Here is a 26,095-nt window from a genome sequence, read left to right on the forward strand (position 1 = left end):
GGGATTTTATTCTGAGGAAAAATGAAGCGCAGCAGGAGATAGTAAATCTACCGGGTCAGTGCTGGTGCGGTTTGGTGTGAGATTAGTCACCATAAATAAAGCGTATGTTGAATAATATTTTCAACTGAGTTATCAATTTGTAATCAGATGATTGTTCTTTAACTATTACGGAGTCGCTATGCGAGTCGTCATACTGGGAAGTGGGGTGGTTGGGGTAGCTAGTGCGTGGTATTTGAGCCAGGCGGGACATCAGGTCACGGTTATCGATCGTCAGCCGGGGCCGGCGGAAGAGACCAGCGCCGCCAACGCCGGACAGATTTCTCCGGGCTACGCCGCCCCCTGGGCCGCGCCCGGCGTGCCGCTGAAGGCCATCAAGTGGATGTTCCAGCGCCACGCGCCGCTGGCAATCGGTCTTGACGGCACGCAGTTCCAGCTCAAATGGATGTGGCAGATGCTGCGCAACTGCGACACCCGTCACTATATGGAAAACAAAGGCCGCATGGTGCGTCTGGCGGAGTACAGCCGCGACTGCCTGAAGGCGCTGCGCGAAAGCACCGGCATCCAGTATGAGGGACGGCAGGGTGGGACGCTGCAGCTCTTCCGTACCGAAAAACAGTATGAGAACGCCACCCGCGACATCGCCGTGCTGCAAGATGCCGGCGTGCCGTATCAGCTGCTGGAGGCGAAACGTCTGCTGGAAGTCGAACCGGCATTAGCCGAGGTGAGCCACAAGCTGACCGGCGGTCTGCGTTTGCCGAACGATGAAACCGGCGACTGCCAGCTGTTTACCACGCGCCTGGCGGCGATGGCGGAGCAGGCGGGCGTCACCTTCCGCTTTAATACTTCGGTTGATGCGCTGCTGTACGAGGGAGAGCAGATCTCCGGCGTGAAATGCGGCGATGAAATTGTGAAAGGCGATGCCTACGTCATGGCCTTCGGCTCCTACTCGACGGCGATGCTGAAAGGGCTGGTGGACATTCCGGTCTACCCGCTGAAGGGCTACTCGCTAACGATCCCGATCGCCGAGGAAGACGGGGCGCCGGTATCGACTATTCTTGATGAGACATACAAAATTGCGATTACCCGCTTTGACCAGCGGATCCGCGTCGGCGGGATGGCGGAGATCGTCGGCTTTAACAAAGAGCTGCTGCAGCCGCGTCGCGAAACGCTGGAGATGGTGGTGCGCGATCTGTTCCCGCGCGGCGGCCACGTAGAGCAGGCGACCTTCTGGACCGGTTTACGTCCGATGACCCCGGACGGCACGCCGGTTGTCGGCCGCACGCCGTATAAAAACCTGTGGCTGAATACCGGGCACGGCACCCTCGGCTGGACCATGGCATGCGGCTCAGGACAGCTTTTGAGCGATTTAATATCGGGTCGCACTCCGGCTATTCCGTACGACGACCTTGCCGTCGCCCGCTATAGTCCGGGCTTCACTCCGGCGCGTGCTCAGCACCTGCACGGCGTTCACAACTAAGGAGTCTTCATGTCCCGTCCGGTACTGGCCAGCATTGATTTGTCGGCCTTGCGGCAGAATTTACAGATTGTCCGGCGCGCGGCTCCTGGCTCGCGGCTGTGGGCGGTGGTTAAAGCCAACGCCTACGGTCACGGCCTGGCGCGCGTGTGGCACGCGCTGAGCGGCGCAGATGGCTTTGCGCTGCTGAATCTTGAAGAGGCGATCCTGCTGCGCGAGCAGGGCTGGAAAGGGCCGATTCTGCTGCTTGAGGGTTTCTTCCACGCCGACGAGCTGGCGCTGTTTGATAAGTATCGCCTGACCACCAGCGTGCACAGCAACTGGCAAATTAAGGCGCTACAGCAGGCGAAGCTTCACGCTCCGCTGGATATTTACGTTAAGGTCAACAGCGGAATGAACCGGCTGGGCTTTATGCCGGAGCGTATCCATACCGTCTGGCAGCAGCTGCGGGCGCTGGGCAACGTCAGCGAGATGACGCTGATGTCGCACTTTGCCGACGCGGAAAACCCGCAGGGGATCGTTGAGCCGATGCGCCGCATCGAGCAGGCGGCGGAAGGGCTGGCGTGCTCGCGCTCGCTGGCGAATTCGGCGGCGACGCTGTGGCACCCGGAAGCGCATTTTGACTGGGTCAGGCCGGGGATCGTGCTGTACGGCGCGTCGCCGTCCGGCCAGTGGCAGGACATCGCCAACAGCGGCCTGAAGCCGGTCATGACCCTCAGCAGCGAGATTATCGCCGTGCAGAACCTGAAGGCGGGCGAGGCGGTGGGCTACGGCGGCCTCTACCGGACGACGCAAGAGCAGCGGATTGGCATTGTGGCCTGCGGCTATGCCGACGGCTATCCGCGCATCGCGCCGGCTGGAACGCCGGTGCTGGTTGACGGCGTGCGCACCACGCTGGTGGGGCGCGTCTCGATGGATATGCTGGCGGTAGACTTAACGCCTTGCCCACAGGCCGGGATCGGCGCGCCGGTCGAACTGTGGGGCAAAGAGGTTAAAATCGACGATGTTGCCGCCGCCAGCGGCACCGTCGGCTATGAGCTGATGTGCGCCCTGGCGCCGCGCGTTCCCGTTGTGACCGTGTAACTTCTCGTGAGGCGGCTCACTCCGCCGATCATATATGCCGGTATTTCAATAGGTTACTGAAATACCGGCATTTCGATAACCTCAAACTACCCGCCAAAACCCGCCCTAACTCGGTGGGTGTGGACACTTTGTGGATCCCAAATCAGGCACCAGCTTTTGCCACTAGGTACGCAACTACAGCACCGAATACACCCATCACTATAGGGATGATAATGTTGCCCCATTTCCAGCGAGCGATTTCATCAAGCTTATCGAAACGATCCTGCACCACCTTGAGCGTGGACTCTTGAGACTCTTTTATCGCTTTGAAGGTATTAAGGTTTATCTCTGCAACACTTGCTTTGATATCACCCTTAAGACCGATAATTTCAGACTTCAAATCACCCTTAAGCTCTGATAAATCAGCCTTTGTGACAAACTGCTCTGAACGCTCTGTCAGTCGTACAAGGTCAAGTTTGACAACGGAAATGCCGTCTTCAAGTTTTTCTACACGCTTTTCAAGATTGTCAGACATATCACCGCCCCCATTCCCATCTTTCTTCCATATTACATCATCAATACTTCTGCGGTTGGGAAGTTCCGAAACGTTACTCATTGCCTTCCGCCTCTTTTGATTCCTGACGTGCAAACCACTTAAGGACAACACTAGCGCGGTAAAGTGTGAGATGACCGCAATTTAAGCAATTCATCTGATAGTAGCTATTTAGTATTCCCCTCGGCTGGTCTACATCGTCAAAAGAAACATACTGAACGTAGGGAGGCGACCTTAACAAGTCGTCGTTTATTTTTCCATTTTCTATCGCTGGAGCTTTAATTCCTTCCAGAGAGAATGCTTGCGGGACTGATAGCTTTTCAGAACCACATGAGACGCATTTGCCCGAGACGCCCCTCTCGGCGAGAAACTGGAAAAACAGCATCGGCGTGATCTGCCTTAATTTTTCCATTTGCTTTTCTACAATTTTCTTTGAATCTTCATCCGTTTTTTTGTTGAACTTTTCCTCAAGGTATAGCTTGATAAGGTGGTTTTTTAGATCGTCATCAGATATTTCTATGTTATCCATAGCTTAATTCTCCAGAGGGTTAAACCGCACTGCATCCTGAAGGTAATCAGGTGCAAGATGCGCGTAAACCATCGTTTGCTGTATGTTCGAATGACCGAGTATTTTTTGCAGGGTCAGAATATTGCCGCCGTTCATCATGAAATGGCTGGCGAAGGTATGCCGCAGAACGTGAACCCCTTGGCCTTCCGGCAGATCCGGAGCCACCTGTTTGATCGTCCGGCGCAGCAACTCGTAATCCACGTCCGCAAAAATATCGCCCGTTCCCCGCTCGCACAGCTCATCAAACAGCGCATTACTAACAGGCACGGTTCTGTTTTTGCTGTTCTTGGTGTTAATGAACATCGCCTTTGAATGAGCAAGATGTGTTCGCCTTAGTTTAACGACCTCACCCCAGCGGGCGCCGGTCGCCAGACTTAATCGCGCCGCGAGGTTTTCCGGCTCGGGCAGGGTAGTCAAAAGCTGGTTAATCTGCGACTTCAGCAGATAGCCCATTTCATGCGCGTGCACTTTTAGCGGTGAAATGCCTTTAAAGGGGTTTTCGTGGTGATAATTCCCGGTTTCAATGAGCGTACCGAACAGAGAAGAGAGCGTTTCCTGTTCGCGGTTGAGCGTTTTAGCCTTAATGCCCGCTGCATATCGGGTTCCGCGATATTCGGCCCAGGCATTCTTATTCATCCGGTCAGTGGTGGGGAAGCCCATCGCTTCATCAACGCGCTCCAGTTTCCGGCGGGTACTTTCACCTGATTTCATGGTCTGGCCTTTGATGCGCCACCAAAGCTCAATAAGTTCGGAGAACGGACGCTTGTCGGGGGCTCTATCCAACCACTCTTTCCCGTGCTGAGAAGACAGGATCCAGCGCTCATATTGTTGCGCTTCGGATTTGGTTGGGAATTTTTTGCGTATACGCCGGCCTTCACGGCCCTGCGGACGCATATCAACCATATAGCCATCTTTAAGAGATTTAATACTCACCAGAAAATCCCCCTATCATGACAGATCCCACCCTTACCCCATCTTTCCATTATGTTTAAAGCAGTTAGCCAACCTTCTTCGCGCCTCGGCGACTCGATGTGCCGTCTTGCCCATTAGGGGAGAGAGCCGGAGCTATCTGGCCGGATGCTTCATTGGTTTCATCACTCATTAGCCACAAGGTGTACTTTTTGAAGACCTCGTGAGTTGTAATTTTCCTCAGCGTAACTCCGCCAGGCTCCATTATCCCGACCTCATATTTCTTAATTGTGCTTATGGAAATACCTGTTAAATCGGCAAATTTTGCCTGACTTAAATCCTCTGCTTCCCTAATCAGCTTTAGTTTCTCACTTAGCTCGCTTGACATGGTTCATTCCTATGATCTAAAGTTGGTTCATATAAATGAACCAATAAAACCCCAAACTACCCAAACAAGGCAGGATAACACATGGCAAGAAACGCAAGAAGAGCCACTACGCCACCTGAAATCAGGGATTTGCCGGGGGATTACCCATTCGGCGATCGTGTTTCTGAGTCCCTGGCCGACTATGCAAAACGCACCGGCTTAACGCTGAAGGCAGTTCAGCACCGCGCAGATGATGGCCGCTTACCGATCATCCAGGCCCGCCCGCGAGCAAAGCGGGAAGTGAACCTGCTCGCCATCTACATGAACGCCCGTTACAAAGCCGAACGCTTTGTTGAGTCAATGAACTAAAGGGGATGATCATGCCGAAAGGGAGCGGAATTACGGGAGATGACTTGCCGAAAGTTACCTGGATAAATAAGCACGCCGGAATTTGTTGCGGTTTTACCATCCGCGTATTACCACGCAGGGTAGGGAAGAAACGTTATCAAATTATGAAAGATGGTGATTCCTTTGGAATTGACTTCGCTTTATCGGAAGCGCGTAGAACGATAGATCGGATTATTAACAACAACCATTTTATTGTCCATTAAGGAAGCGGGAATATGAAACGCCTTTATGCCGAACAGATTAATAAAATGCTGGAAGATTATTATTTCAATCTGGAGAACAACCCTCAAGGCCGCGAGTCACATTACGGGGTTCTGGCTAGCGGAATCCAGCACATCTATGGTGCTGCATTCTGCCTGAATGACGATGACACGCTTAGCGAGCTTCGCCCATTCGTCAACACCATCATGAATGGAGAGATACCCCCTCCAGTGTTTGCGGGGATTGCCGCATGAGCATGTTCACCGAAGAGAAAACTTCATGGGCACAGGAAATGCTGATCCGCGAGGCAGTAGATAACGCCGAGCAGGGTTTTACTGTTCACCTGAAAAATGGTTGCGTCATTGTCGTACCAGCAAGCAGCCCGTCAATTGATTTAATTATTTACGGGCTGGAAAAAGATATTCGTGGTAATCACGAGCGTGCCAGAACGACCTTTATTGATTTTCTGTATCACTGGCACGAAAGGTTATTCAAGCTGGCTAAAAGAAAACCGCGCCCTAACCACTAATTAACCAGCGTTAAAAATAACGGCATTCATTTTGCCGGGGATTCGTTTTGCCTTTTTCAGGAGGTCGCATGTCGATCACGTCAATAAAACTGGATGGCGGAATAAGTGATCCAGAGTTTGTGGAAATAAGCGCCAACGCACGGAAACGCGAGCGCGATCACCTGCTGGGCCTGCTGCGCATTTTCATCGGCCAGCTGAAAAAGGAAAGCGCCACCCCGGAAGAGATTTATTTATCAATCGAACAGTGGGCCAACGCCCGCGAGCTAACCATCAGTGAGGGAAAAAACCATGAATAACATGATGCTTGACGTCAGGGCATTGGGCAGTGAAGACGACTCACAGCTGTTCGCTGTTGGGTGCGCCTTCTTTGAACCGTCAACCGGGCAGCTTGGGCCCCAGTTCTACCGCGCGATTGACCTAAACACCGTCAAAAATATCGATCCTGCAGTGGTGATCGGGCTGCTGAAAAGGGACGCCGATCAGCGCGTAGAGATAATTAGCGCGACCCACACCGAATTAGCCGCCGTGGCCGAACTTCTCGGATTCGTGGAAAAAAACGCATCGAAACATGCGGATCTCCGGTGCTGGACAAGATCGGAGGGTGCGGTAAGGCAGCTCATTTCTGCCGTGAAGAGGCATAACCTGGTTGTGTCCCGCATCGCTCTCAGGGTCTGTAGTTTGAATACGCTGGTTATGCTGGCGGGTGCCACCGGTTACGTTCCGCACCCGCGCCGCTCAACGGCCACTTACATGCTGACTGACGCCGTATATCAGGCCGAGCAGGTTTGCGAGATCTGGCAGCGCCTAACCAGCCCGCATCTCGAATCACTGTGAGGGCCGCCATGCATCCGCGTCTCTCCGTCATTTGCAGCGCACCGCTGCCGGTCTGCAACAGGGCGCTGGCCGCCCTGAAGTGCTTCGCCCGCGGTCAGCGCAATTTCTCCCGCGTCATGCCGCATGCCTATCTCGTGATCCGCATTGGTCGCCGCTGGCGCTTGCTCAGTAAGAACGGCGGCCAGCAGTGGCGGCTGATGACCCACGAAACCTACAACCAGGAATATCGCAAATGAACCGATCACCTGAATACGCCCAGGGTGCATTGGCCGCCCTGCACGAGGCCAAAACCCTCAATCTCGCAAACGCCACAGCGCTCGGCGTGCTGGAAGGCCCGGAGGCCGCAAAGACCCTCGTTAACCTGATGAATATTGTGATTGATCCGCTAATCCAGAAATACACCGTGATGGAGGCAAAAAAATGATTAAGTCCCCGATCAAATGGGCCGGCGGCAAAACCCGCGTTATGCCGCAGCTGCTGAAGCACCTCCCAAAAGCTGATTGCCTGATTGAGCCATTCGTTGGCAGCGGCACCGTATTTATGAACACGGAATACCGCCGCTACGTCCTCTGCGACAGCAATCGCGCGCTGATCAATTTCTTTCTTGTATTGAGGGATGATACAGAGCGCCTGATAGCGGTTGCCCGCAATATGTTTCGGGACGGTAATAAAGCAGATAAATATTACTCCGAGCGCGCAAGATTCAATTACATGTCATGGTATGAATCAGAAGAGGATTGCCGATCGACATTATGGGCGGCGTCCTTTTTGTACCTGAATCGCCACTGCTTCAACGGTCTTTATCGTACAAATCTGGACGGCGATTTTAATGTGCCATTTGGCCGATATAAACAGCCATATTTCCCCGAAGCCGAAATGCGCTTATTCGGCGAAAAAGCGCGGGATACCAACGCACTCTTTCTTAGCAATGATTTCCGCACCTCCATTCCATACATCGCGAAGAACCGCCCGAATTCGGTAATTTACTGCGACCCCCCCTACATCCCGGCCAGCAAAACCGCCAACTTCACCGCCTACGGCAAGCCATTCACACTGGACGATCACCGCGCTCTGGCTGCAACCCTGCTCGATGCTCATCGCCAGCATGGCGCCCGCTCAGTTATCTCAAACAGCGATACCCCAGAAACCCGCGAGATCTACTCCGCTTTCAGCCTCCACGCCTTCAGCGTCCGCCGTTCTGTCAGCGCCAAAAGCCGCGACATGGCCGGTGAGGTTATTGGCGTTCTTCGCGTGTGCGATTGCTGTGGCCGCTCAGGTGGCGCCAGCTGCCCGGATTGCGGCCCTGTGATGGGTGCTTCCACTTACGGCGCAATGGCTGCAGCGGGTGCATTCGACGGGGCGGAGGAATTTTGATGAGTGAGCCAGTGTGGTTAGCAGTAGATCCCGCCGATGAGCGAGGGGATTACACCATCGTGACAGCGCTGGTTTACCGCATAACCGGTAGTCAGCAATACCACACCTTCACCCTGATTGATTTTAGGGCATTCATCCTTGATGCAGATATGCCGCTCTCTAGGTCATGCGTATCCGGCATTGGAAGCGATGACCAGGGCATCAGGAAGGGTGGGCTTGTGCGGCTAAAGCTTGTTTCCGAGGCACCTGACGAGGGGTTGCCATTCTGATGAACGAAGAAACCAATTACCGCCGGTTCTGGCGAAACCTTGTTATCTGCTGCGCACTCTGCTCGCTGCTGTTCTGGCTCCCGATGGGCTATCTCGCCTTTCGTGTTTTCTCTGTGGTGTGGGAGGCGCTGTGGCTGCTTATTACAACGAAATAGACCCCCACGCAGCACAGCACCTGCGCAACCTTATCGACGCCGGCCACATTGCGCCGGGCGTCGTTGATACCCGCTCAATTGAGGATGTAACCCCCAATGACCTTATCGGATTCAATCAGTGCCATTTCTTCGCCGGGATCGGCGGATGGTCGCTTGCCCTGCGTCGCGCAGGATGGCCAGACAGCCGCCCGGCATGGACAGCATCATGCCCCTGCCAGCCTTTCAGCCAGGCAGGCAAAGGGCTTGGGTTTGCTGACGAGCGGCACTTATGGCCCTCCGCACATTGGCTTGTCGGCCAGCGCCGCCCTGTCGTGGTCTTTGGCGAGCAATCTGGCAGCGCTGACGCGAACGACTGGATCGACCTTGTACAAGCTGACGTGGAAGCCCTGGGCTATGCCTTCGGGGCGACTGCGTTTCCGTCTGCGAGCGTCGGCGCGCCGCACCAGAGAGACCGTGCTTATTGGGTGGCCGACGCCGATCGCCAGCAATGGGAGAGGTGCGGGGAATTTCAACCGACAGGGGGGGGGTAAACCTTCAGACAGCTGCGTTATTGGCTGGCTGGACAACGCCGAGCGCGACCGATGGAGTGCGCGGAGGGACGGGTATCACCTCGGGAATGACGGGCAGCAGCCTTACGCAGATGGTGAAAATGGCGGTATGGCCGACGCCGACAGCAACGGACGGGAAAGGCGGTTATCAGGGAGGACGGATCCGCAACGGGAAGCTATCGACGGACAGGCTCGATGTGGCTGCGCAGCTTGCGGGCTGGCCGACGCCGACCACGAGCAACGACCGCTCGCCATGTCCGCAAGAGGCTATGCGGATGTATCGCGACAATGGAACAAAGATTCAGAAGCGGCTTCAGGATGTAGCTGCGTTATGCGGCCCGGCCCGGTTAACGGCTTCTGGAGAGATGCTGATTGGCTCCACGGCCGGGATGGATGGTGGAGGCCAGTTAGACCCGGATCATTCCCGCTGGCTGATGGGATTCCCGCCCGAGTGGGAAGAGTGCGCACCTACGGAAACGCTATCAACATTGAAGCGGCGGCAGCGTTCATAAAGTCCTACATGGCAGCGGTGGATCATGTCTGATTCCGCCGCTTTAGTATGGAGATGGAACGCCAAACGGCAGGCTGTTAACCCCAATAGTGTTGCTGATTCTGCGATTGAGTATCTCACCCCGAAAGGCGAGCGGAAGACGCTCGCCTATGCGGATTTGGTCGATACCGTCTATCGCACCCCCATGCGCCCGCGCGAGGGCGCCGCGCGCGAAGCATTCGACCGCAAAGGCCGCGCTCACTATCTGCGCCGCCGGGTTCAGACTCTACCGGCGTTTATCCGCAAGCGGTTCTCTCTGCGCCTGGAATCGCTGGAGCGTCACGATCCAAAAGAGGCAGTGCGCTGGCTGTTCAGCACGTTTGAGCGGCACGTGTTACGCCGCGTCGACGCGGTAAACGCCCAATACCTACCGCAGAGCGAACTCCCCGCGATCCTTGCGCCTCTCCGTGATGATTTTCACCTGCTGCCCTGGGCGGACAAAAAACGCCTGAAACGACTGGCCTATAAGCTCGCAAACCTGATGAAAAGCGAGTTTATGCGCGAGTTTGATTTCCAGTACGGGAAAACCGCTGATGTTGAGTTTTCCACGCTCTACGCTTACGGCTATATCGCCAGCAAGGCGACGAAGCTCAATATCTCGATCCCTGGCTGGGGTCGGTATTGCGAAGAGGAGATGGGAGCCGAAGAGGCACTGCGCGCCGTTGCGCGCCTTCAGTCGGAAAAGTGGTGGTTAGGTAAAATCCGCCGGATCCATGATTGCTGGCGAGAGCACCTCATGATCGCCGCGGGCTACGTCAGTAAGGTGGCGTCGCCGTATTGCTCCGATCCGTGCTTCAAGGAATGGATAGCCCAGAAAAAAGCGAACTTCGAATACCTCCAGGCGATGGAGTTGGAAGATCAGGACACTGGCGAGCGCAGCTCTTTGCTGGACAAGGTCATGGGGAGCACGTCCAACCCCAAAAACGCCCGCGCCGAGCTGATGGTGCGCATGCGTGGGTTTGAGGATATGGCAACCGAAATGGGTTTGGTTGGCATGTTCTATACGCTGACCGCGCCGTCTCGTTATCACTCCACGCACGTAAAATCCGGCAAACGCAACGACAAATATCGCGACGCTGGCCCGCGCCAGACGCAGAAATACCTCTGCAAAGTCTGGGCGCGAGTCCGTGCGAAATGGGGGCGAGAAGGTATTCGCACCTTCGGCTTTCGTGTAGCCGAGCCGCACCACGACGCCACCCCGCACTGGCACCTGCTGCTATTCCTGCGCCCGGAAGAGGTGGAATATGCAACGGCCATTTTCCGCAAGCATGCGTTGAAAGAGGACGGTAACGAACCGGGCGCGCAGGAGCACCGTTTTACCGTTACGCCGATTGATGAAAAATTTGGCTCTGCAACGGGCTATATCGCGAAGTACATCTCTAAAAATATCGACGGTTACGGCATGGACGGCGAGCTAGACGATGAATCCGGCCAACCCGTCAAAGAGATGGCGAAGCGCGTGCGCGCATGGGCGTCGCGCTGGAATATCCGCCAGTTTCAGCAGATCGGCGGCGCCCCGGTGACCACCTGGCGCGAGCTGCGCCGGTTAGGTAACCGCGAGCTGGTTCTACATCCGGAGATCGAAGAGGCTCGCGCAGCTGCTGACGCGGCGGACTGGCCGGGGTACACCAACGCCCAGGGCGGCCCGTTAGTGCCTCGTGACTGCCTGCGCGTTCGCCTCAGTTACGAATACACCGAGGAAGGCAATGATTATGGTGACACGGTCGCCAAAATAACCGGTGTCTATTGCCCTCTCACCATCCGTGAATCCGTCATTTTTACCCGCACAACCGAATACAAAATTGTGCCGAAGCGTAAGCCGTCGCCGGTCGAGAATTTGACCTTAGAAGGCCGCGCAGCGGCCCCTCGGAGTTCTGTCAATAACTGTACGGGGCCCGCCGGATCGGACGAAAAAGCACCATCAGAAACGGCGGTGCCAGCTGATAAAACCGCGCCCGACAACAGTTCGGTGACAGCACTTCCGCTGAATATCGATGTTTTGAGGCGATATTCACGCCAGCAAAGGCAGGAGATCACCAGCAGGTTAAGAAAATCCGCCCGGGAAAGCTCAGATCAAGCCTTCACGCGTACCGCGCGCGGCCTGCGCACGTCGATTGATGACGAAAGCGCGCTGACATGGGGGCCAAAAGTTACCGCCGCGAAAGATATGAGCCTGACGCTGGAAGAGGCCGAGCGGCGCTGGCGCGAGCAGCTGCGGATCGAGGCTGAACGGCGAGCAGATAACTACGCGGCGGCGGTTGCGGAGTATCAGAAGAAAAAAGCTGAAGCTGCATTGCTTCGTCAGAACGGCGCAGCATCAATTAACCAGAATCAGAATTCACCACAACCAGACATTAGAGCGGGTGCTCAGGCAATGCCTGATAAAGTGATCGCGGGTCTGGATAGACGTAATATCATTCTAACCGATAGAGAGGTTAGAGCGTTGTTAAGTGGCTGCATTCTGGCGTATGGCGAAATGGAATTTGCCATCAGAGAAGGGGGTCTGGTGGTAGAGCATCGGCTTTATAAGCATGCCAACCACGCCCCAGCATCGGCGACTAAGCAAAGTGAGTTACTTAGTCGCTGGCAAAAGGCTACCAGGAAGAAACTATGACCACGTTCAGTGTAGAAATTAACGAAAATATCGTTATCAGACTTAAAAAGAGTGCTCGTCCGGAAATAACGCTTGATCTGCCATCTGTGCCGGAGCAAGGCGATAAGCTGTGGGTGAAAAGCATGCGCGGTACTCATATCGTCGAAACGGAAAGGTGTATGATCGTGGAGTCGTGCCGCGTTTCACGTCTGCGCCCAACCATACGGTTGGTATTATTATTTGGCATTGCAACCAATCACGGACACGATGAATCAGCCACACCGCTTGCGTTACAGGATAAACGTAAGCATGCACCGCTGCCGGAGGTAGTTCGGAATATCAGATTGGAACAGGGTCAGCAAGGGCTGTTACAGAACCGAGAGAGAATGACCAGAAAATTAGCACTACTAGGCAAGACTGGCTCCGTCGCTTCTGGATGTGTTGGTCATACATCAATTCCGGCCACTAATGACCATGCTGCAGGTGACGTTGAAGATGGCAATTCTGAAGGAGGTGATAAAGAATGAGCCATCTGGAATTAAGGCGGAGAGCTATCATCATCAAAAATTATCGAAATTTTATCATATGGGCTTGCATTTCAAGAGTGAGCGGATAAGCCTATATAATAGACGTCTTTTATCACAAACGGAGGATTCGCCATGGACCCACAGATAAATGTAAACGCAGACTTTACCCCTGCCATTGAAGGTGGAACAAAAGGATTGGGCAAGTTATTTCGAGTGATTTTGGGAAAAAGATTAAGTAATAGCGATTATCATGAAGCTCTCAGTAATGCTCAGAAATTAAAGGATGTTTCCTTGATTGAGGGGGGGGTAGCTGAGTATCGTGATGGTGCCTTAATCATCTTGCGGGACGATGCTCAGGAACCTAATACCGTTGCAGGCGCAATGTTGTCTATGAGGGATGCTAATGCACGAGAGGCCCTGAATCATGCAATTCATACGTTGCAAAATGAAAATCCAGTTGTAGACGAGGAACCATTGTCGGAGACTTTTTTTCATCACTGGTACAACCATGCTTCTAAGGTGTCGGAAGATGAAGTTCGTTCTTTATGGGGAAGGGTTCTTGCTTCTGAAATTCAAGCCGGTGGTTCAATATCATTGAGGACAATGAATATTTTATCGACAATGGAAAAAAGACAACTGCAAAGTTTGGAGATCCTTTCTAAGTACACGGCTGGAGGAAAACTTATTTTTTCCGAAAACAATGATGATATCAGATCCTTTGCATCAGATGTAAGTGTCGATGATATCAATGAAATGATGGATTTAGGTATTGTAAGGCCTGAAGCAGCTTCAAATTTTATAATTACAGATCTCTTTTTATTTAACAAAGATTTTAATCTAAATATACACACATGGGGTGCTAATGAAGAATATATATTAGGTGTGGATAAGCGTAGAGTGGTATCGGTTAAAATAAAAAACTTGACATCTACAGGCTCCTTACTGCTTCGCATAGCTCAGTCTAATATAGACTTAGATAAGCAGGTTAAAGATTATTGCCTCTACCTTCTACACTCTAGCCAGTTAAGTGCACAGAATGTTGTTAAAATAGATATTTTTAAGCGAACAAAAAACGGAACCTATCAGCACTTAGGTAAAGTTGAAAAATGAAATGATAATTTCTTTCGTGAATTACATAAAACACAGGTTAGAAACACGCCCAGCCCTTTGGAATACCAATTCGGACATGTCATTGAAAATTATGATAAGTATCATTAAATTTGCGCAGCCATACTGATAATGTCAGCGTGGTTTTATTAGGTTACCAAACCACTGAAGTCTTGATTTCCAGCCCGCCAAAACGCGGGCTTTTTTTAGGATTTAATGAATGCAAAATGTTGCACAAATTTGCACAATTTTTGAAACGTCGTTTTTGCCTCACAGCGCCAGCACTGGCGGGACCTGGGCGGTTTGCACAAAGTGCACAAAAAGACGCATGTTTAGCGCGCAGGCGAGGCGGGGGAGCAATCGCGCGCTTTGGGGGTAGGGAAGGGGTCGGTATACCTCGCCAAAAGCCGCCTGCCGGGCGCGCACTTTCGCGGTGCATCCGGCGAGCGGGCAGGCAAAAGCCCGCCAGAGTGGCGCTGGCTGCGTCTGGTTGGTGATATGACATTGAAGTGTTGCAGGTTGGCCGACATGGCCGGGAATGGTGGTGGTGCTGGTCGGTACCACACCGCCGGAAATGGCAGTGCGGTACCTTCAAATTACTTCGGGGTTTCCAGCAGGGCGTAAGGGTTGAAGCGGATCACCTCTTCGCCGAGCCAGTCGTTAACATGCTTCATCGCTTCCATCACCGGCGTCAGTTCGTTGACCGCGAATACCCTCGCCGCCTTCTCGACGTCGCCGAACGATCCGTTGCCTTCCGGGATGGCACCCATCAGTTGCGGCGGCACGCGGTGAGCTGCAAGCATGTCGTCGCGGGTGGAGGACTTCACGCCGACAAACTCATCCTTCGCCGATATCTGGCTGAACGGCAGGATCTGCACGGCGTCTTTGCCGACGCCGGGCGCACTCAGCAGAATGTTTTTAAATGCCCCGCCGCGCCGGGTATCGGTCAATGTCTTCTTCAGGTTCTCCAGACTTTCCCCGTCAGCCACTGCGCTGCTGACGTAGACAATACAACCCGCATGCGATCCGTTGTCGTAGTAGAGCTTGCGGAACTTGTCGGCCGAGTGAGACAGGTTAGCCGACAGCAGGCCGGCGAAATACTCCGGCATGCCGTAGATCTCCTGGTGAATGTCGGGGTTGATCACATGACACACCGAACTGGTTTCGAACGGGTGATCGTCAAGCCCGGACTGAATAAACCAGTAGGTGTCGAGGTCAGAACCTCGCCGGGTGTACTTCGCCAGCGAGTTACGAAAACCCATTGGCCCATGCAGGCGGTTGCGCCGCATCTCAAGGTACGCATTGCCGAATACAAACCAGTCGAGCGCAAAGGCCGAGAACGCCTGGCGCGACAGCAGCTTGTGCGGGATGAAGCACCCGGCCAGCACGTTACGTTTGAAGAACAGCGCCGACTGGTGCCAGCTCGCATAGCCGAACTGGCGGGCCAGCCCGTACCAGCTAATCGGCGTCTCGTAGTACCGGCCATTGTTGGCGCAGTACATGTTATCCAGCAGGTCATGAGCACCGGTCACGGGCCACGGGCCGTCGAACGTGAACGCGCTCAGGCCGGGGGCTGACTTCAGCGCGTCGGCGAGGTCTGCTTGCTCTCTGGCATACTGCCTGCCGCGCGGGGATTTTCGTCTGCTCATCAGTACTCCATAACAGTCATAGTGTTGCCGCCTTCCTGGCCCAGCGGCTCGTTAACGGTGGCGAGCATGGTCGCCCAGGCGAGATCGCCGTGACTCACACCACGGGCGCGGTCGGTGTCGTAAGTGATGACGCCGCCGGGCGTGACCACCTTGCGTACGGCGCAGAAAGCGGTGATTAGATCATATTCTCCGCGGTCATACTCCCAGCGGCCGGCGCGAATCAGTTGCAGCATTTTCAGTACCAGCATGCGTTTACTGGCTGGCGAGAATTGGTAGCACACCGCCGCCGGAAAGCGCTTCTTCACGAGCTGGTAAACCGCCTCGCCAATGCCGCTGCCGTCGATGCCGATGTGCTGCACGTTGTAGCGCGTGAGCATGTTAATGATCATGGCGGCCTGCGCCTCAAACTCCATGCCGCGCACGCGAATGGTCTCGATAGTGCGGAACTTGCCGCCGGGGATCAGTGGCGCCGCGTTAACAGAGATGGCCCCGCTGTCGCCTTTGCCGCTGGAGCCGTTGGGGTCGTAGCCAATCCATACCGGGCGATCGGCCATTGGCCGCATGGCGTAAGGTTTCCAGTCCGGCCACTCGTCGTAACCGTCTGCGCCGCAGCTCAGCAGTATGTTGTAGTCAAAGGCGGTTTCACCGTTCTTGATGAAGGTGCAGGCGTAGAGGTTGTCGTACTCTTCCGGGCTGTTTTCCTCGCGGATTTCGTCAATGTCAGTCAGATCCCAACCGTTATCGACCGCATCCTGCAACGTGACGATCTGGCGCCAGATTTTGTCCGGGCACATCAACCCACTGTTAAGCGTCTTCCAGGACGTGTCGAACTCCACGCGCTTACCGTGGCTGCGGCCTTTGTTGAAGGCTTCACCCGACCAGAAAGGGTACGCCTCGTGACTCTCCGCTGACGGTGTCGAGAAGTAGGTACGCGTCAATCCCTTCAGGGTCGCCATTGCGCCGGCCACTTTCTTCAGGTTGGCAAACTGCCCGACCCAGAAAAATTCGTCAAAGTACAGATTGCCGGTATAGGACTGCGCAGTTGCCGCAGAGGTACCGAGGAAGTGCAGTTCCGCGCCGTTAAACAGCTGGATCATGTCACCCCCTTTAAGTTCCACGTCTACCTCGGCGGCAGCGGCGCGAATGAAGCTGCGAAACTGGTACGCCTGGCGACGACTGGCCGACAGGAATATCTGGTTGAGCTGATGCTTGTACTTCACGTCATCAGACAGCGCACGCAGCAACGCTTCGCGGGCAAAGTACCAGGTCGCACCAACCTGTCGGCTTTTCAGGATCGCCCGGTTACGGTGGTGATGGTTCTCATACCAGGTTTTCTGATGCCAGTGCAGCGAGTCGATGATATTGGCCCGCAGCGCGGAGATCTGCGTCTCGGAAAAGAAGTTCTGTTTCTTGCGGATCTTCTTCTTCGGCTGCGCCATTGGTGTGCCGTTATCCAGCTTTTTGAGCTGTCGCGTCAGCAGGTCAATTTCCTTGAAGTCGCCACCGGTCTTTGTGTCCTTACTGGTGAGCTGGATCAGTCGCGCATCAATGGACGTCGTGACGCGCTGGATCGGTGGCGTGGTGTCCCATTCGTCACGTTTTTTCCATGAGTAAATCGTGTTCTGATTGATACCCATCAGGCGCGCGATTTCCGCCGGCGGGTATCCCTGCCAGTAGAGCTGCCGCGCCCGCTGCATGATGAATGCTTCTTCAATCGCCATTTGTCCTCCTCGCTTCCTGCCGGGGAGATTAACCCGCGCGCGCGTGCCCTTTCGCCCGCTTTTGGTTGTCACAGTTCCCTCACAACAACAACGCGTTGAGCGCGTGCGGCACCGCCTGCCATCATCACCGGGAACTCAACCAGATGAGCAAAAGAACATGGCTAATCAGGCAACCACCCGCAAGAAATTTAAGGTCATGACGTCCGGAACAACGGTCGATGGCCGCAATGTCACCCGCGCACAGCTTCATGCGATGGCGGCAGCGTACAACCCGGCAGTCTATGGCGCGCGCGTCAACATTGAGCACTATCTTTCCCCGTTCCCTGACAGTGTATTTAGCGCTATGGGGGATGTTGTTGCTCTGTCCGCTGAGGATATCAACGAAGGCCCTCTGACCGGGGAGGCGCATCTCTTTGCAGAGATTGAGCCCACTCAACGCATGAAGGACATGCTGGCCGACGGCAAGAAGGTCTATTCCAGCACCGAAATACACCCTAGCTTCCCACTGACGAAAGGCCCGTACCTTATGGGGCTGGCGATGACCGACACCCCGGCAAGCCTGGGTACCGATAAGCTGAAATTCACCGCTGAAAAGCGCGCCGAGATCATGCGTTTCAGTTCGCAGGATGCAGAAGTCACCTTGTTTACCGCTTCTTTTGAGGCCGAACTGATGCAGGAAAATCAGAGCCGTAATGATTCAGGTAAGGAATGGTTCTCCCGCGTGATGGGCATTCTCGGCAAGGGTCAGAAAACCGACGATCAGCGTTTTAGCCAGGTGCATCAGGCTGTTGAGGTCGTGGCGCAGTCTCAGGTTGATCTTGGCGAGCAGTTCAGCACCTCCGAACAGGAGCGCCAGCAGGACAAGGCCGCCATCCAGAAGCTGACCACTGACCTTGCCGCACTGCGTCAGCAGCTTGAAGGGACGGACGGCAACTTCAGCCAGCGCCAGCCAGCAAACGGCGGTGCTAACGCGCAGCTCGCTGACTACTGATATCCATAACGAGAGAAACCGCACATGAGAAACTCCACCCGCAGGCACTTTGACGGTTACGTTGCCCGTCAGGCGCAGCTGAACGGCGTCACCGCCGCCGCCGTCGCGGCGCAATTCAGCGTTGATCCGACCGTGCAGCAGCGCCTTGAGGCCGCAGCGCAGCAGGATGATGCTTTCCTGAAACTGATCAACGTCTTTGGCGTTGAAGAGCAGATCGGACAGAAAATCCTGATCGGCAGCAAAGGCCCGCTGGCGGGCGTCAACAACAGCACCACCAACCGCCGCAATCCCGGCGCTAACGACCAGATGGATCCGTACAACTATCTGTGCCGTAAAACCAACTACGACTACGCCGTCAGCTACGCGCAAATGGATGCGTGGGCGCATCAACCGAACTTCCAGCCGCTGATTAGCTCTGCGATGGCCCGTCAGATGTCGCTCGACCGCATCATGATCGGCTTTAACGGTACCAGCTACGCCGACCCGTCAGACCGCGCAGCGAATCCGCTGTTGCAGGATTGCGGTATCGGCTGGCTGCAAAAAATTCGCAACGAAGCGGCGCACCGTCGCATTACCGGCGTGACGATCACCTCGCGCAACCAGAACAACGCCATTGTCGCCGAGGGAACCTACGGCAACGTAGCGGCTGCGGTCTATGACGCCAAAAACAGCCTCATGGATGAATGGCATAAGCGCAACCCTGACAACGTGGTGATTTTGTCCGGCGATCTGCTAACAACCAGCAATTTCCCGACCATCAACGCCATGAGTCAGACCAACCCGAACACCGAAATGCTGGCCGGTCAGCTGATTGTTGCGCAGGAACGCGTAGGCAATATGCCGACCTTTATCGCCCCTTACATGCCGGGTAACGCCATTCTCATCACGCCGCTTAAAAACCTCTCGATCTACTACCAGCGCGGTGGTCTGCGCCGGACGATCAAAGAGGAACCGGAATACAACCGCGTGGCAACGTACCAGTCCTCAAACGATGACTTCATCGTGGAAGACTACGGCGCGGTGGCCTTTATCGACGGCATCACCTTTGCCGAAGCACCGGGCGGCGAGTAACCGCGCACTGGCGGGCTTCGGCCCGCCGTTAATCGGGGAAAAAACAATGCTGACACCGGCACAAAAACATTTTCAACGCGTCATGGCTGAACGTCATGGCAAAACAGACGAGCAGTCAGATACCGCGCGGACGGCGCACGAGCAGATCATGCACCGGCTACGCATGGATCAGAGTGCATTAAAGCGAGTGCAGTCTGACCAGGCGAAAGCGGCGATGAAACGCCAGCTGCTCCCGCATTACGAGGGCTGGATCGAGGGCACGCTCGACGGCGACAGCGGCCGACAGGATGAGGTGATTGTCACCCTGATGGTCTGGGCGATCGATGCCGGTGATTACGCGCTGGCCGCCCGCATTGGTCGCTATGTCGTCACGCATGGTCTGCTGATGCCCGACCGCTTCAACCGTACCGCCGCAACCGTTCTGGTCGATGAGATTTGCGATCCGATTCTGGTGCAGGTCAAGGCAGACGATACCACCGACGTCACGCCGTATCTGACGGTACTCGATGACGTAGCGGACTTTACCGCCGGCAGCGATATGCCCGATGTGGTGCGCGCCAAGCTGTGCAAAGCTCGCGCTTTTGCGCTGCGTAACGGCACAACCGAAGAACAGACCACCGCGCTGGCACTGTTGCGCCAGGCGCTAACCCTGGACGCGGGCGCCGGGGTGAAAAAAGAGATTGAGCGACTGGCTCGTGTGGTGAAAAAAGCCGCCGCACAGACAGGCGCAGACGGGGCCGATAGCACCGATGGTTCCGATGGTGGAGAGGGCGCCGAAGGCACCGGCGAAACTGGAGGAGATACCGCAGCGGACGGCGCAGGTGCAGGCCAAGCTGCAGCATCGTCAAATCCGGCGGTAGCGGCCAGCGAAACAGCAGCCAAAACCACCCGCAAAAGCCCAACCCGTAAACCGGCAGCGCGTAAAACAACCGCGAAAAAAACGCCTGCCGCCAAAAAATAACCGACTTGCGCCCCGTGCGCTGGCGGCGCGGGCGGAGATCTGCAACGCATTGCGTTTACTTTTCTCCGTCCGCTCACCGCCACCTATTCAGGAGACGACGCGATGAGCCTTGTAGCCGGTCGCACTGTTACCCCCTCTTCGGAGGATGTGCCGGACACTGACGACGGTGGCGAGAAAGTCACTGCCGGGAGTTTCTGGCCGGAAATCGCCCTGAGCGATGTGCGCATGGAAATGCGCATCAATGGAGCGGTGACGACCTCGCGCCTGAAGCAAGCCGTTATTGAAGGGGTATCCCACACCCTCGATCAGCTCACTGACTGGCAGGCCGCTCAACTGGCAGCGGGTTACACCCAACTGGCCGACGTCCCGGCGGTCAGAGTGAACAACGAGAGCGTGAAGGTTCATCGCTACCGCCGCGCGGTATTCAGCATCGCCCGTGCGCATATCCTCGGCACTAACCGGGACGTGGATACCACAGGTGATGCGGGCGAGAAGCGCGCCATCGCGCTGGCTTCACAGGCCGACGATATGTGGCGCGATGCGCGCTGGGCGATATCCGACATTCGCGGCACCGTGCGCAATACTGCGGAGGCGTTCTGATGAAAGTGAAAGCATTGCAGGGCGATACCGTGGATTTGCTGTGCCAGCGGCACTACGGCACCACGCAGGGCGTGACTGAGGTAGTCCTCGCCGCTAACAAATCGCTGGCCGGTCAGATCTTTCTCGACGCCGGCCAGGTGGTGGAACTGCCGGAAATCAGCGCCACCGCGACACAGGAGACCGTGCAGCTATGGAGCTGATTAATCGTATCTGGAATGGCGTGACGTACTCCTGGTCAACGCTGCTGACCAGTGTCGGCGTAATGACGCAAAAGGACTGGTTGACCGCTATCGGCATCCTGATTGGTATCGCTGCCGCCGCGCTGGGTGAGCTGCATCGCCGCCGCATGGCGCGCATTCACGAAACCAACAACACGCTGCTGAACGAATTGATCGACGCCATCCGCGACGACACCGAGAACCGTCAGGACGTTAAAGAACTGATCCGCACTATCCGGGAGGCACCGCGATGAAAAAGGGGATTATTGCCTGCTCCATCGCCGCGATCATCTCGCTGGCCGCCACGTTGTGGCCGCAGGCGCTGCGAACCAGCCCGGAAGCACAGCTGAAGATGGCGAAGTATGAGGACTGCCGTAAGACCCCGTACTACTGCCCGGCGGGCGTGCTGACGGTAGGCCTTGGCTCCACCTCAAAGGTGGAGGATCGCCAGTACGCCGAGGGCGAGATCGCCGAGCGATGGGTTAACGACCTCCTGCGTGCTGAGAAATGCGTTAACCGCGAATTTAACGGTGCCGCTGCGCCGCAGAAAGTCTTCGAGGGCATGACCGACGGCACGTTTAACGTCGGCTGCACCGGGCTGGGCTGGTACACCAATGGCAAGGGCCAGAAAGTCAGAACCACCCTCTGGCACAACGCGCAGGCGGGCAACTGGAAGGGCGTTTGCGAACGGCTGACGGACTTTGTGAACTCCGGCGGCAAGCGCCTGAAAGGGCTGATCAACCGCCGGGAAGAGTTTAAGGCCTGGTGTTTATCCGACCCCGCGCTGAAGGGGGCGAAATGAAAGCGACCGCCATTCTTGCCATCGTGATGTTTGCCCTGCCGATCGCCGCTGTCAGCGCCATCGCATGGCAAAGCCATAAGCGCGAACAGGCCGAAAAATCGCTGACCAGCACCCAGGAAGAACTGAAGCAGACCGGCGATGTGCTGACCGAGGTTAGGGCGCTACGCCAGGACGTCAGCCGGGTGGAAGCCAGACTGAAAACACTAAACCAGCAGCGCAACACAACGGGAGAGCATCGACGTGAAAACATCAAAACCGCACTGGCCGGTAACGGCTGCGCCGTTGCTCCTGTGCCTGCTGCTGGCGCTGACGGCCTGTACCAGCGAGCCGAAGAAGTCGCCGCCGCAGATTATTCAGGAGCCCTTACCGGAAAGCCTGACGGCAAAAACTGACGTCCCGCCGCCACCGGCCAGGCCGATGACGTGGGGCGGGCTTGCCGTCTGGACGGACTCATTACTTGACGCGCTGGATACCTGCAACGCAGATAAGGCGGGGATCCGTGAGCTGGAACTGCGGCGTATTGCCAGGGGGGTAAAGTGAAAAAAGCTGAACTACTGCGTGCTGCGCTGACCGCCGGTAACACCTGGTGCAAAGCCAACCCGGAACAAATCACAGTCTGGGTGGAGAAAGGCCATATCCAGATCGAGGCGACCGGCGAAGCATCGTTCATGTACCACTACACCATTCAGGTACTGGCGATGGATTTTCCCGGCCAGATTGATGATCTCATGCTGCCGCTGCTGTCGTGGGTATGGCAGCAGCAGCCCGACCTGCTGTTGAATCCCGACAATAACCGTAAGGTGGAGTTTGACGCCGATATCGTCAATGACGACGTCGCCGACATTCTGTTTAAGGTGCCTGCCTGGGAGCGCGTGATAGTGGAAATCGCGGACGGAAAACCCGTCGCGAAACATCTGGCGGAGTCGCGTCCGCGCTTTAACGGTGGCGAGTGGGAGATGGTCTTTGATCCGGAGTCCGGGGGCGCGCTGGTATGAGCAATAACGACGCGTTGTTTCAGCAGCTTGACAAGGTGTTTGCGACGATCCTGTCGGGCACGTCTCCGGCAGGTAGACAGCGTACCGCCCGCAGCGTCGGTACCATGTTGCGCCGGAGCCAAAGCCAGCGTATCGGCAGACAAGAGGCGCCGGACGGGGCGAAGTACCCGCAACGCAAGCAGCGGATACTGCGCGCGCAGGCAGGCATGCGTTTTATCTGGCAGGGGGAAACCCGCCAACTACGCAACTGGCGGGCCACTCGCGGACGCCACGGGCGCATGCTGACCGGCTTTGATATCGACAGAGGGGATATGCGCTCGTTTTATCGCGAAGATATTGAACGCTACCTCGATATCAGCTTCAGACCAGCCAGCCGGAATACGACCAAACGAGAGCAGATGTTTCGCCGTCTGCGTACCGCTCGTTTTCTTAAAACCAGCGCCACGCCTGACGGTGTTGAGGTGGGGTATTCCGGCGTGGCTGCGCGTATTGCCCGCGTCCATCAGTTCGGCCTGCGCGACAAAGTCAACAGCAGCGGCGCGATGGCGACTTATCCCCGCCGTGAATTGCTGGGCCTGAGTAAGGCCGACCGCATGGCGATAGCCCGTCAGGTGATCGACTCGCTGGGGGTGCGCTGATGGATCTTGCTGAGCTGATTCGCCTGCTGGAGAACGTCGTGCGCACCGGCACGGTGACCGAGATCGACGAGGACAAATGGCGCGTCAGAGTGCAGAGCGGCAGACTTGAAACCACATGGCTACGCTGGAACGCGCAGCGGGCCGGGGCGTTTAAGGTTTGGGTACCGCCATCCATCGGCGAGCAGGTCTGGTTTCTGTGCCTGGGCGGTAATACCGATGTCGCCTTTATCGGCGGCAGCCTGTACAGCGACGACAACCCGGCACCGGGCACATCGCGTAATGAGATGGTGGTGACCGCTCCGGACGGTGCAACGTTCCGCTATGACGCGGAGGCAGGCGCATTGCAGGTAAAGGGTATTCAATCCGCTGTGGTTGAGGCGTCAGTCAAAATCACGCTGGAAACGCCGGAGGTGGAGTGCACCAACCTGCTGACCACCAAAAATCTGAACGTCACCAAGGGCGGGGAGATGCGCGGCAATTTTAATCACACCGGCGGAGCGTTCAAATCTAACGGCGTGCAGGTGGATGATCACAATCACGGCGAGGTTGAGCGCGGTGGCGACTGGACGGTGGGCACAAAATGACAGAACGCTATCGCGGTATGAATGCCGCAGGCACCGGCACTCTGACCGACGAGGATCATGTGTGGCAGTCGGTTAACGACATTCTGCTGACACCGGTAGGTAGTCGCCTGATGCGCCGTAACTACGGCTCTCTGTGCCCTGATCTTATCGACAGTCCGCAAAACGATGTCACCCGCCTGCAACTGATGAGCGCAACTGTGATTGCACTGGCGGCGTGGGAGCCGCGCATTGTCCTGGACACCATCAATGTGACGTACTCCGCCAGTGGCGCCGTAACAGCGGAAATGTCCGGCATGCTGACCGAGACCATGGAAAAAAGCACCCGCGCGGTGACATTAAGGAGCGCTAATGCCAACGATTGATCTGTCGCAGCTGCCATCACCGACCATTATTGAAGAGCTCGACTTCGAGACCATTCTCGCCGAGGTTAAGGCGGTCATGGTGGCAGCATTTCCTGCTGATCAGCAGTCAGCCGTTGCCGCTGCGCTGGCGCTGGAATCCGAGCCGTTGACCATCATCGCGCAGGCGATGGCGTACCGCGAACTGCTGCTACGCCAGCGCATCAATGAAGGGGCGGCGGCCTGCATGCTGAGCCATGCGACCGGCGATGATCTGGATAATATTGCCGCCAATCTGGACACGGAACGCTTGATTATCACCGAAGCCACCGACACCACAGACGCGGTAACGGAAAGTGATGAAGCCCTGCGCCTGCGTGCGCAGGCAGCGTTTGAGGGGATGAGCGTTGCCGGGCCATCGGCGGCATATGAGTATTTTGCCCGTAGCGCCAGCGGGAAGGTTGCCGCCGTGCGCGCGACCAGCCCGGCACCCGCAGAAGTGGTGATAGCCATCCTGTCGAGTGACGGTGACGGCACGCCATCAGCCGAGCTGATCGCGACGGTGCAGGCAGCGGTAAACGATGAAGATACGCGCCCGCTGGGCGATCGCGTGACAGTGCAGGGCGCCAAAATTATTGAATACGCAATTGATGCCACTCTGTATCTGTATCCGGGCCCGGAATCGGAACCGATCATTAATACCGCGCTGGCCTCACTGCAAACCTTCCTGACCGGCGCTGATAAAAAAATCGGCCGTGACGTGGTGCGCTCCGCTATTTCGGCGGCCCTGCATGTTCAGGGGGTGCAGCGCGTGGTGATTAACTCCCCGTCAAGCGATCTGCAGATCGATAACACGCAGGTCGCGCGTAATACCGGGTACACCGTGGAAAACGGCGGCACCGATGAGTAATTCTCTCCTGCCGCCGTCCTCCAGAGACTGGCTTCGCCACACCGAAGCCGGCACGGCCAGGCTGTCGGCGATCACTGTTGCACTTCGCACACTGTGGACGCCGACAGATTGCCCCGTGGATCTGCTGCCGTATCTGGCCTGGGCGTTGTCAGTTGACAGGTGGGATAAGGGGTGGCCGGCAGAGAGAAAGATTGCCGCTATTCAGCGTTCGTACTGGTTGCACCGGCGCAAAGGTACGCGCGCGGCGGTGCGGCGTGTTATTGAGGACATGGGATTTTCAGCGACGTTCGCGGAGTGGTTCGACGTCGGCGACGAGCCGGGAACATTCCGCCTTGAAGTCGATATCAATGAGGTCGGTCTGACACACAAGACGCTGGCCGAACTGAATCGCCTGATTGATGACGCAAAACCGGTCAGCAGGCATGCCGCCCGGCTCAATATCGCCGTTAAGCTGACAGGGGATATCTGGACGGGGTCAACGCTTTGCAGCGGCGACATTATCAGTATTTACCCCGCCGACTATGAGGCGGAAGAAAACATTACTTATAACGGCGTGATTTTCCACGACGGTAATTTTAATTACGGGTAA

General features: G+C 56.0%; 37 protein-coding genes and 1 pseudogene. 32 read left to right on the forward strand and 6 right to left on the reverse strand.

The annotated features are described in order from the left end of the window. The first annotated feature begins 178 nt into the window (after positions 1-178). On the forward strand, positions 179-1,477 hold the full coding sequence (locus tag GO007_RS16665) for a D-amino acid dehydrogenase (protein ID WP_095101791.1): 1,299 nt from the start codon (positions 179-181) through the stop codon (positions 1,475-1,477). A gap of 9 nt (positions 1,478-1,486) precedes the next feature. After that, the gene (gene dadX, locus GO007_RS16670) at positions 1,487-2,557 is read left to right on the forward strand and encodes a catabolic alanine racemase DadX (RefSeq protein ID WP_095101793.1); all 1,071 of its coding nucleotides are present in this window, start codon (positions 1,487-1,489) and stop codon (positions 2,555-2,557) included. A 142-nt stretch (positions 2,558-2,699) separates the two neighbouring features. Here the strand turns inward: dadX and GO007_RS16675 are convergent, their stop codons facing one another. The 4 genes from GO007_RS16675 to GO007_RS16690 form a co-directional block, all read right to left on the reverse strand. Further along, the gene (locus GO007_RS16675) at positions 2,700-3,152 is read right to left on the reverse strand and encodes a hypothetical protein (protein ID WP_095101795.1); all 453 of its coding nucleotides are present in this window, start codon (positions 3,150-3,152) and stop codon (positions 2,700-2,702) included. After that, entirely contained in the window at positions 3,145-3,618 is a 474-nt protein-coding gene (locus GO007_RS16680) for a hypothetical protein (protein ID WP_095101797.1), read from the reverse strand. Before GO007_RS16680 ends, GO007_RS16675 begins: the two co-directional genes overlap by 8 nt. Positions 3,619-3,621: 3 nt before the next feature. Continuing rightward, entirely contained in the window at positions 3,622-4,560 is a 939-nt protein-coding gene (locus tag GO007_RS16685; RefSeq protein ID WP_157349247.1) for a phage integrase, read from the reverse strand. A 94-nt stretch (positions 4,561-4,654) separates the two neighbouring features. Further along, positions 4,655-4,954, reverse strand: coding sequence for a helix-turn-helix transcriptional regulator (locus GO007_RS16690; protein ID WP_095101801.1), 300 nt, complete (start codon positions 4,952-4,954; stop codon positions 4,655-4,657). A gap of 81 nt (positions 4,955-5,035) precedes the next feature. Between GO007_RS16690 and GO007_RS16695 the strand changes: the two genes are divergently transcribed. The 15 genes and pseudogenes from GO007_RS16695 to GO007_RS16760 all read left to right on the forward strand — a co-directional run bounded on the left by GO007_RS16695 (position 5,036) and on the right by GO007_RS16760 (position 14,031). Then, positions 5,036-5,302, forward strand: a complete 267-nt coding sequence (locus GO007_RS16695; protein ID WP_032737939.1) for a hypothetical protein — start codon at positions 5,036-5,038, stop codon at positions 5,300-5,302. Positions 5,303-5,313: 11 nt separating this feature from the next. Beyond that, positions 5,314-5,544 carry a DUF4761 family protein gene (locus GO007_RS16700; RefSeq protein ID WP_143350184.1) on the forward strand — a complete coding sequence of 77 codons (231 nt, stop codon included), beginning with the start codon at positions 5,314-5,316 and terminating at the stop codon, positions 5,542-5,544. Positions 5,545-5,556: 12 nt separating this feature from the next. Next, entirely contained in the window at positions 5,557-5,796 is a 240-nt protein-coding gene (locus GO007_RS16705) for a DUF4754 family protein (RefSeq protein ID WP_095101803.1), read from the forward strand. A 2-nt stretch (positions 5,797-5,798) separates the two neighbouring features. Next, complete coding sequence (locus GO007_RS16710; RefSeq protein WP_095102276.1) at positions 5,799-6,071, forward strand: hypothetical protein; 273 nt, start codon at positions 5,799-5,801, stop codon at positions 6,069-6,071. A gap of 68 nt (positions 6,072-6,139) precedes the next feature. Continuing rightward, complete coding sequence (locus tag GO007_RS16715) at positions 6,140-6,367, forward strand: hypothetical protein (RefSeq protein ID WP_095101805.1); 228 nt, start codon at positions 6,140-6,142, stop codon at positions 6,365-6,367. Beyond that, entirely contained in the window at positions 6,360-6,905 is a 546-nt protein-coding gene (locus GO007_RS16720; RefSeq protein ID WP_095101807.1) for a 3'-5' exoribonuclease domain-containing protein, read from the forward strand. The genes GO007_RS16715 and GO007_RS16720 overlap by 8 nt, the downstream gene beginning before the upstream one ends. An 8-nt stretch (positions 6,906-6,913) precedes the next feature. Next, complete coding sequence (locus GO007_RS16725; protein ID WP_032418764.1) at positions 6,914-7,141, forward strand: ParE family toxin-like protein; 228 nt, start codon at positions 6,914-6,916, stop codon at positions 7,139-7,141. Next, positions 7,138-7,329: a hypothetical protein gene (locus GO007_RS16730; RefSeq protein ID WP_046852159.1), complete on the forward strand. Its 192-nt coding sequence runs from the start codon at positions 7,138-7,140 to the stop codon at positions 7,327-7,329. Before GO007_RS16725 ends, GO007_RS16730 begins: the two co-directional genes overlap by 4 nt. Continuing rightward, positions 7,326-8,279 carry a DNA adenine methylase gene (locus tag GO007_RS16735; RefSeq protein ID WP_095101809.1) on the forward strand — a complete coding sequence of 318 codons (954 nt, stop codon included), beginning with the start codon at positions 7,326-7,328 and terminating at the stop codon, positions 8,277-8,279. Before GO007_RS16730 ends, GO007_RS16735 begins: the two co-directional genes overlap by 4 nt. Beyond that, complete coding sequence (locus GO007_RS16740; RefSeq protein ID WP_095101811.1) at positions 8,279-8,548, forward strand: hypothetical protein; 270 nt, start codon at positions 8,279-8,281, stop codon at positions 8,546-8,548. The genes GO007_RS16735 and GO007_RS16740 overlap by 1 nt, the downstream gene beginning before the upstream one ends. Then, on the forward strand, positions 8,548-8,703 hold the full coding sequence (locus GO007_RS29175; RefSeq protein WP_159174780.1) for a hypothetical protein: 156 nt from the start codon (positions 8,548-8,550) through the stop codon (positions 8,701-8,703). The genes GO007_RS16740 and GO007_RS29175 overlap by 1 nt, the downstream gene beginning before the upstream one ends. Continuing rightward, positions 8,679-9,795, forward strand: a pseudogene (locus GO007_RS16745) (DNA cytosine methyltransferase). The gene GO007_RS29175 and the pseudogene GO007_RS16745 overlap by 25 nt, the downstream one beginning before the upstream one ends. Next, complete coding sequence (locus tag GO007_RS16750) at positions 9,788-12,415, forward strand: replication endonuclease (RefSeq protein WP_223261787.1); 2,628 nt, start codon at positions 9,788-9,790, stop codon at positions 12,413-12,415. The pseudogene GO007_RS16745 and the gene GO007_RS16750 overlap by 8 nt, the downstream one beginning before the upstream one ends. Next, positions 12,412-12,921 carry a hypothetical protein gene (locus GO007_RS16755; protein ID WP_095101813.1) on the forward strand — a complete coding sequence of 170 codons (510 nt, stop codon included), beginning with the start codon at positions 12,412-12,414 and terminating at the stop codon, positions 12,919-12,921. The genes GO007_RS16750 and GO007_RS16755 overlap by 4 nt, the downstream gene beginning before the upstream one ends. 132 nt (positions 12,922-13,053) lie before the next feature. Then, entirely contained in the window at positions 13,054-14,031 is a 978-nt protein-coding gene (locus tag GO007_RS16760; protein ID WP_095101814.1) for a DUF2806 domain-containing protein, read from the forward strand. A 593-nt stretch (positions 14,032-14,624) separates the two neighbouring features. On the opposite strand, the gene GO007_RS16765 is transcribed toward GO007_RS16760, so the two are convergent. Both GO007_RS16765 and GO007_RS16770 read right to left on the reverse strand, forming a co-directional pair. Further along, a complete protein-coding gene (locus GO007_RS16765) occupies positions 14,625-15,677 on the reverse strand; it encodes a phage portal protein (RefSeq protein ID WP_095101815.1) in 1,053 nt (350 codons plus the stop codon). Beyond that, entirely contained in the window at positions 15,677-17,398 is a 1,722-nt protein-coding gene (locus GO007_RS16770; RefSeq protein ID WP_095101816.1) for a terminase large subunit domain-containing protein, read from the reverse strand. Before GO007_RS16770 ends, GO007_RS16765 begins: the two co-directional genes overlap by 1 nt. Positions 17,399-17,555: 157 nt before the next feature. Between GO007_RS16770 and GO007_RS16775 the strand changes: the two genes are divergently transcribed. The 15 genes from GO007_RS16775 to GO007_RS16840 all read left to right on the forward strand — a co-directional run bounded on the left by GO007_RS16775 (position 17,556) and on the right by GO007_RS16840 (position 26,095). Continuing rightward, complete coding sequence (locus tag GO007_RS16775; RefSeq protein WP_095101817.1) at positions 17,556-18,389, forward strand: GPO family capsid scaffolding protein; 834 nt, start codon at positions 17,556-17,558, stop codon at positions 18,387-18,389. 24 nt (positions 18,390-18,413) lie between these two features. Further along, entirely contained in the window at positions 18,414-19,460 is a 1,047-nt protein-coding gene (locus GO007_RS16780; RefSeq protein WP_095101819.1) for a phage major capsid protein, P2 family, read from the forward strand. A 46-nt stretch (positions 19,461-19,506) separates the two neighbouring features. Further along, positions 19,507-20,421, forward strand: a complete 915-nt coding sequence (gene gpM / locus GO007_RS16785) for a phage terminase small subunit (protein ID WP_095102278.1) — start codon at positions 19,507-19,509, stop codon at positions 20,419-20,421. 102 nt (positions 20,422-20,523) lie between these two features. Continuing rightward, on the forward strand, positions 20,524-21,021 hold the full coding sequence (locus tag GO007_RS16790; RefSeq protein WP_095101821.1) for a head completion/stabilization protein: 498 nt from the start codon (positions 20,524-20,526) through the stop codon (positions 21,019-21,021). Then, positions 21,021-21,221, forward strand: coding sequence for a tail protein X (locus tag GO007_RS16795; protein ID WP_086073768.1), 201 nt, complete (start codon positions 21,021-21,023; stop codon positions 21,219-21,221). Before GO007_RS16790 ends, GO007_RS16795 begins: the two co-directional genes overlap by 1 nt. Beyond that, positions 21,212-21,493, forward strand: a complete 282-nt coding sequence (locus GO007_RS16800) for a hypothetical protein (protein ID WP_080850474.1) — start codon at positions 21,212-21,214, stop codon at positions 21,491-21,493. The genes GO007_RS16795 and GO007_RS16800 overlap by 10 nt, the downstream gene beginning before the upstream one ends. Continuing rightward, positions 21,490-22,041: a lysozyme gene (locus GO007_RS16805; RefSeq protein ID WP_095101823.1), complete on the forward strand. Its 552-nt coding sequence runs from the start codon at positions 21,490-21,492 to the stop codon at positions 22,039-22,041. Before GO007_RS16800 ends, GO007_RS16805 begins: the two co-directional genes overlap by 4 nt. Further along, the gene (locus GO007_RS16810) at positions 22,038-22,433 is read left to right on the forward strand and encodes a DUF2570 domain-containing protein (RefSeq protein WP_157349248.1); all 396 of its coding nucleotides are present in this window, start codon (positions 22,038-22,040) and stop codon (positions 22,431-22,433) included. The genes GO007_RS16805 and GO007_RS16810 overlap by 4 nt, the downstream gene beginning before the upstream one ends. Next, the gene (gene lysC, locus GO007_RS29715; protein ID WP_463351417.1) at positions 22,324-22,581 is read left to right on the forward strand and encodes an Rz1-like lysis system protein LysC; all 258 of its coding nucleotides are present in this window, start codon (positions 22,324-22,326) and stop codon (positions 22,579-22,581) included. Before GO007_RS16810 ends, lysC begins: the two co-directional genes overlap by 110 nt. Beyond that, on the forward strand, positions 22,578-23,036 hold the full coding sequence (locus tag GO007_RS16815; protein ID WP_095101827.1) for a phage tail protein: 459 nt from the start codon (positions 22,578-22,580) through the stop codon (positions 23,034-23,036). Before lysC ends, GO007_RS16815 begins: the two co-directional genes overlap by 4 nt. After that, positions 23,033-23,674, forward strand: coding sequence for a phage virion morphogenesis protein (locus GO007_RS16820; protein ID WP_095101829.1), 642 nt, complete (start codon positions 23,033-23,035; stop codon positions 23,672-23,674). Before GO007_RS16815 ends, GO007_RS16820 begins: the two co-directional genes overlap by 4 nt. Further along, positions 23,674-24,258 (forward strand): phage baseplate assembly protein V, encoded by a 585-nt coding sequence (locus GO007_RS16825; protein WP_095101831.1) that lies wholly within the window; start codon positions 23,674-23,676, stop codon positions 24,256-24,258. The genes GO007_RS16820 and GO007_RS16825 overlap by 1 nt, the downstream gene beginning before the upstream one ends. Continuing rightward, on the forward strand, positions 24,255-24,620 hold the full coding sequence (locus GO007_RS16830; protein ID WP_095101833.1) for a GPW/gp25 family protein: 366 nt from the start codon (positions 24,255-24,257) through the stop codon (positions 24,618-24,620). Before GO007_RS16825 ends, GO007_RS16830 begins: the two co-directional genes overlap by 4 nt. Further along, positions 24,607-25,506 carry a baseplate assembly protein gene (locus GO007_RS16835; RefSeq protein WP_095101835.1) on the forward strand — a complete coding sequence of 300 codons (900 nt, stop codon included), beginning with the start codon at positions 24,607-24,609 and terminating at the stop codon, positions 25,504-25,506. Before GO007_RS16830 ends, GO007_RS16835 begins: the two co-directional genes overlap by 14 nt. Further along, a complete protein-coding gene (locus GO007_RS16840) occupies positions 25,499-26,095 on the forward strand; it encodes a phage tail protein I (protein ID WP_095101837.1) in 597 nt (198 codons plus the stop codon). Before GO007_RS16835 ends, GO007_RS16840 begins: the two co-directional genes overlap by 8 nt.

Source organism: Klebsiella sp. 10-1 (assembly GCF_009758445.1).
Classification (GTDB): Bacteria; Pseudomonadota; Gammaproteobacteria; order Enterobacterales; family Enterobacteriaceae; genus Klebsiella; species Klebsiella scottii.

Bases quoted from the DNA above. Each gene is read 5' to 3' on its own strand.
- GO007_RS16665 (WP_095101791.1), top strand. From the start codon at position 179: ATGCGAGTCGTCATACTGGGAAGTGGGGTGGTTGGGGTAGCTAGTGCG.
- dadX (WP_095101793.1), top strand. From the start codon at position 1,487: ATGTCCCGTCCGGTACTGGCCAGCATTGATTTGTCGGCCTTGCGGCAG.
- GO007_RS16675 (WP_095101795.1), bottom strand. From the start codon at position 3,152: ATGAGTAACGTTTCGGAACTTCCCAACCGCAGAAGTATTGATGATGTA.
- GO007_RS16680 (WP_095101797.1), bottom strand. From the start codon at position 3,618: ATGGATAACATAGAAATATCTGATGACGATCTAAAAAACCACCTTATC.
- GO007_RS16685 (WP_157349247.1), bottom strand. From the start codon at position 4,560: ATGGTTGATATGCGTCCGCAGGGCCGTGAAGGCCGGCGTATACGCAAA.
- GO007_RS16690 (WP_095101801.1), bottom strand. From the start codon at position 4,954: ATGTCAAGCGAGCTAAGTGAGAAACTAAAGCTGATTAGGGAAGCAGAG.
- GO007_RS16695 (WP_032737939.1), top strand. From the start codon at position 5,036: ATGGCAAGAAACGCAAGAAGAGCCACTACGCCACCTGAAATCAGGGAT.
- GO007_RS16700 (WP_143350184.1), top strand. From the start codon at position 5,314: ATGCCGAAAGGGAGCGGAATTACGGGAGATGACTTGCCGAAAGTTACC.
- GO007_RS16705 (WP_095101803.1), top strand. From the start codon at position 5,557: ATGAAACGCCTTTATGCCGAACAGATTAATAAAATGCTGGAAGATTAT.
- GO007_RS16710 (WP_095102276.1), top strand. From the start codon at position 5,799: ATGTTCACCGAAGAGAAAACTTCATGGGCACAGGAAATGCTGATCCGC.
- GO007_RS16715 (WP_095101805.1), top strand. From the start codon at position 6,140: ATGTCGATCACGTCAATAAAACTGGATGGCGGAATAAGTGATCCAGAG.
- GO007_RS16720 (WP_095101807.1), top strand. From the start codon at position 6,360: ATGAATAACATGATGCTTGACGTCAGGGCATTGGGCAGTGAAGACGAC.
- GO007_RS16725 (WP_032418764.1), top strand. From the start codon at position 6,914: ATGCATCCGCGTCTCTCCGTCATTTGCAGCGCACCGCTGCCGGTCTGC.
- GO007_RS16730 (WP_046852159.1), top strand. From the start codon at position 7,138: ATGAACCGATCACCTGAATACGCCCAGGGTGCATTGGCCGCCCTGCAC.
- GO007_RS16735 (WP_095101809.1), top strand. From the start codon at position 7,326: ATGATTAAGTCCCCGATCAAATGGGCCGGCGGCAAAACCCGCGTTATG.
- GO007_RS16740 (WP_095101811.1), top strand. From the start codon at position 8,279: ATGAGTGAGCCAGTGTGGTTAGCAGTAGATCCCGCCGATGAGCGAGGG.
- GO007_RS29175 (WP_159174780.1), top strand. From the start codon at position 8,548: ATGAACGAAGAAACCAATTACCGCCGGTTCTGGCGAAACCTTGTTATC.
- GO007_RS16750 (WP_223261787.1), top strand. From the start codon at position 9,788: ATGTCTGATTCCGCCGCTTTAGTATGGAGATGGAACGCCAAACGGCAG.
- GO007_RS16755 (WP_095101813.1), top strand. From the start codon at position 12,412: ATGACCACGTTCAGTGTAGAAATTAACGAAAATATCGTTATCAGACTT.
- GO007_RS16760 (WP_095101814.1), top strand. From the start codon at position 13,054: ATGGACCCACAGATAAATGTAAACGCAGACTTTACCCCTGCCATTGAA.
- GO007_RS16765 (WP_095101815.1), bottom strand. From the start codon at position 15,677: ATGAGCAGACGAAAATCCCCGCGCGGCAGGCAGTATGCCAGAGAGCAA.
- GO007_RS16770 (WP_095101816.1), bottom strand. From the start codon at position 17,398: ATGGCGATTGAAGAAGCATTCATCATGCAGCGGGCGCGGCAGCTCTAC.
- GO007_RS16775 (WP_095101817.1), top strand. From the start codon at position 17,556: ATGGCTAATCAGGCAACCACCCGCAAGAAATTTAAGGTCATGACGTCC.
- GO007_RS16780 (WP_095101819.1), top strand. From the start codon at position 18,414: ATGAGAAACTCCACCCGCAGGCACTTTGACGGTTACGTTGCCCGTCAG.
- gpM (WP_095102278.1), top strand. From the start codon at position 19,507: ATGCTGACACCGGCACAAAAACATTTTCAACGCGTCATGGCTGAACGT.
- GO007_RS16790 (WP_095101821.1), top strand. From the start codon at position 20,524: ATGAGCCTTGTAGCCGGTCGCACTGTTACCCCCTCTTCGGAGGATGTG.
- GO007_RS16795 (WP_086073768.1), top strand. From the start codon at position 21,021: ATGAAAGTGAAAGCATTGCAGGGCGATACCGTGGATTTGCTGTGCCAG.
- GO007_RS16800 (WP_080850474.1), top strand. From the start codon at position 21,212: ATGGAGCTGATTAATCGTATCTGGAATGGCGTGACGTACTCCTGGTCA.
- GO007_RS16805 (WP_095101823.1), top strand. From the start codon at position 21,490: ATGAAAAAGGGGATTATTGCCTGCTCCATCGCCGCGATCATCTCGCTG.
- GO007_RS16810 (WP_157349248.1), top strand. From the start codon at position 22,038: ATGAAAGCGACCGCCATTCTTGCCATCGTGATGTTTGCCCTGCCGATC.
- GO007_RS16820 (WP_095101829.1), top strand. From the start codon at position 23,033: ATGAGCAATAACGACGCGTTGTTTCAGCAGCTTGACAAGGTGTTTGCG.
- GO007_RS16825 (WP_095101831.1), top strand. From the start codon at position 23,674: ATGGATCTTGCTGAGCTGATTCGCCTGCTGGAGAACGTCGTGCGCACC.
- GO007_RS16830 (WP_095101833.1), top strand. From the start codon at position 24,255: ATGACAGAACGCTATCGCGGTATGAATGCCGCAGGCACCGGCACTCTG.
- GO007_RS16835 (WP_095101835.1), top strand. From the start codon at position 24,607: ATGCCAACGATTGATCTGTCGCAGCTGCCATCACCGACCATTATTGAA.
- GO007_RS16840 (WP_095101837.1), top strand. From the start codon at position 25,499: ATGAGTAATTCTCTCCTGCCGCCGTCCTCCAGAGACTGGCTTCGCCAC.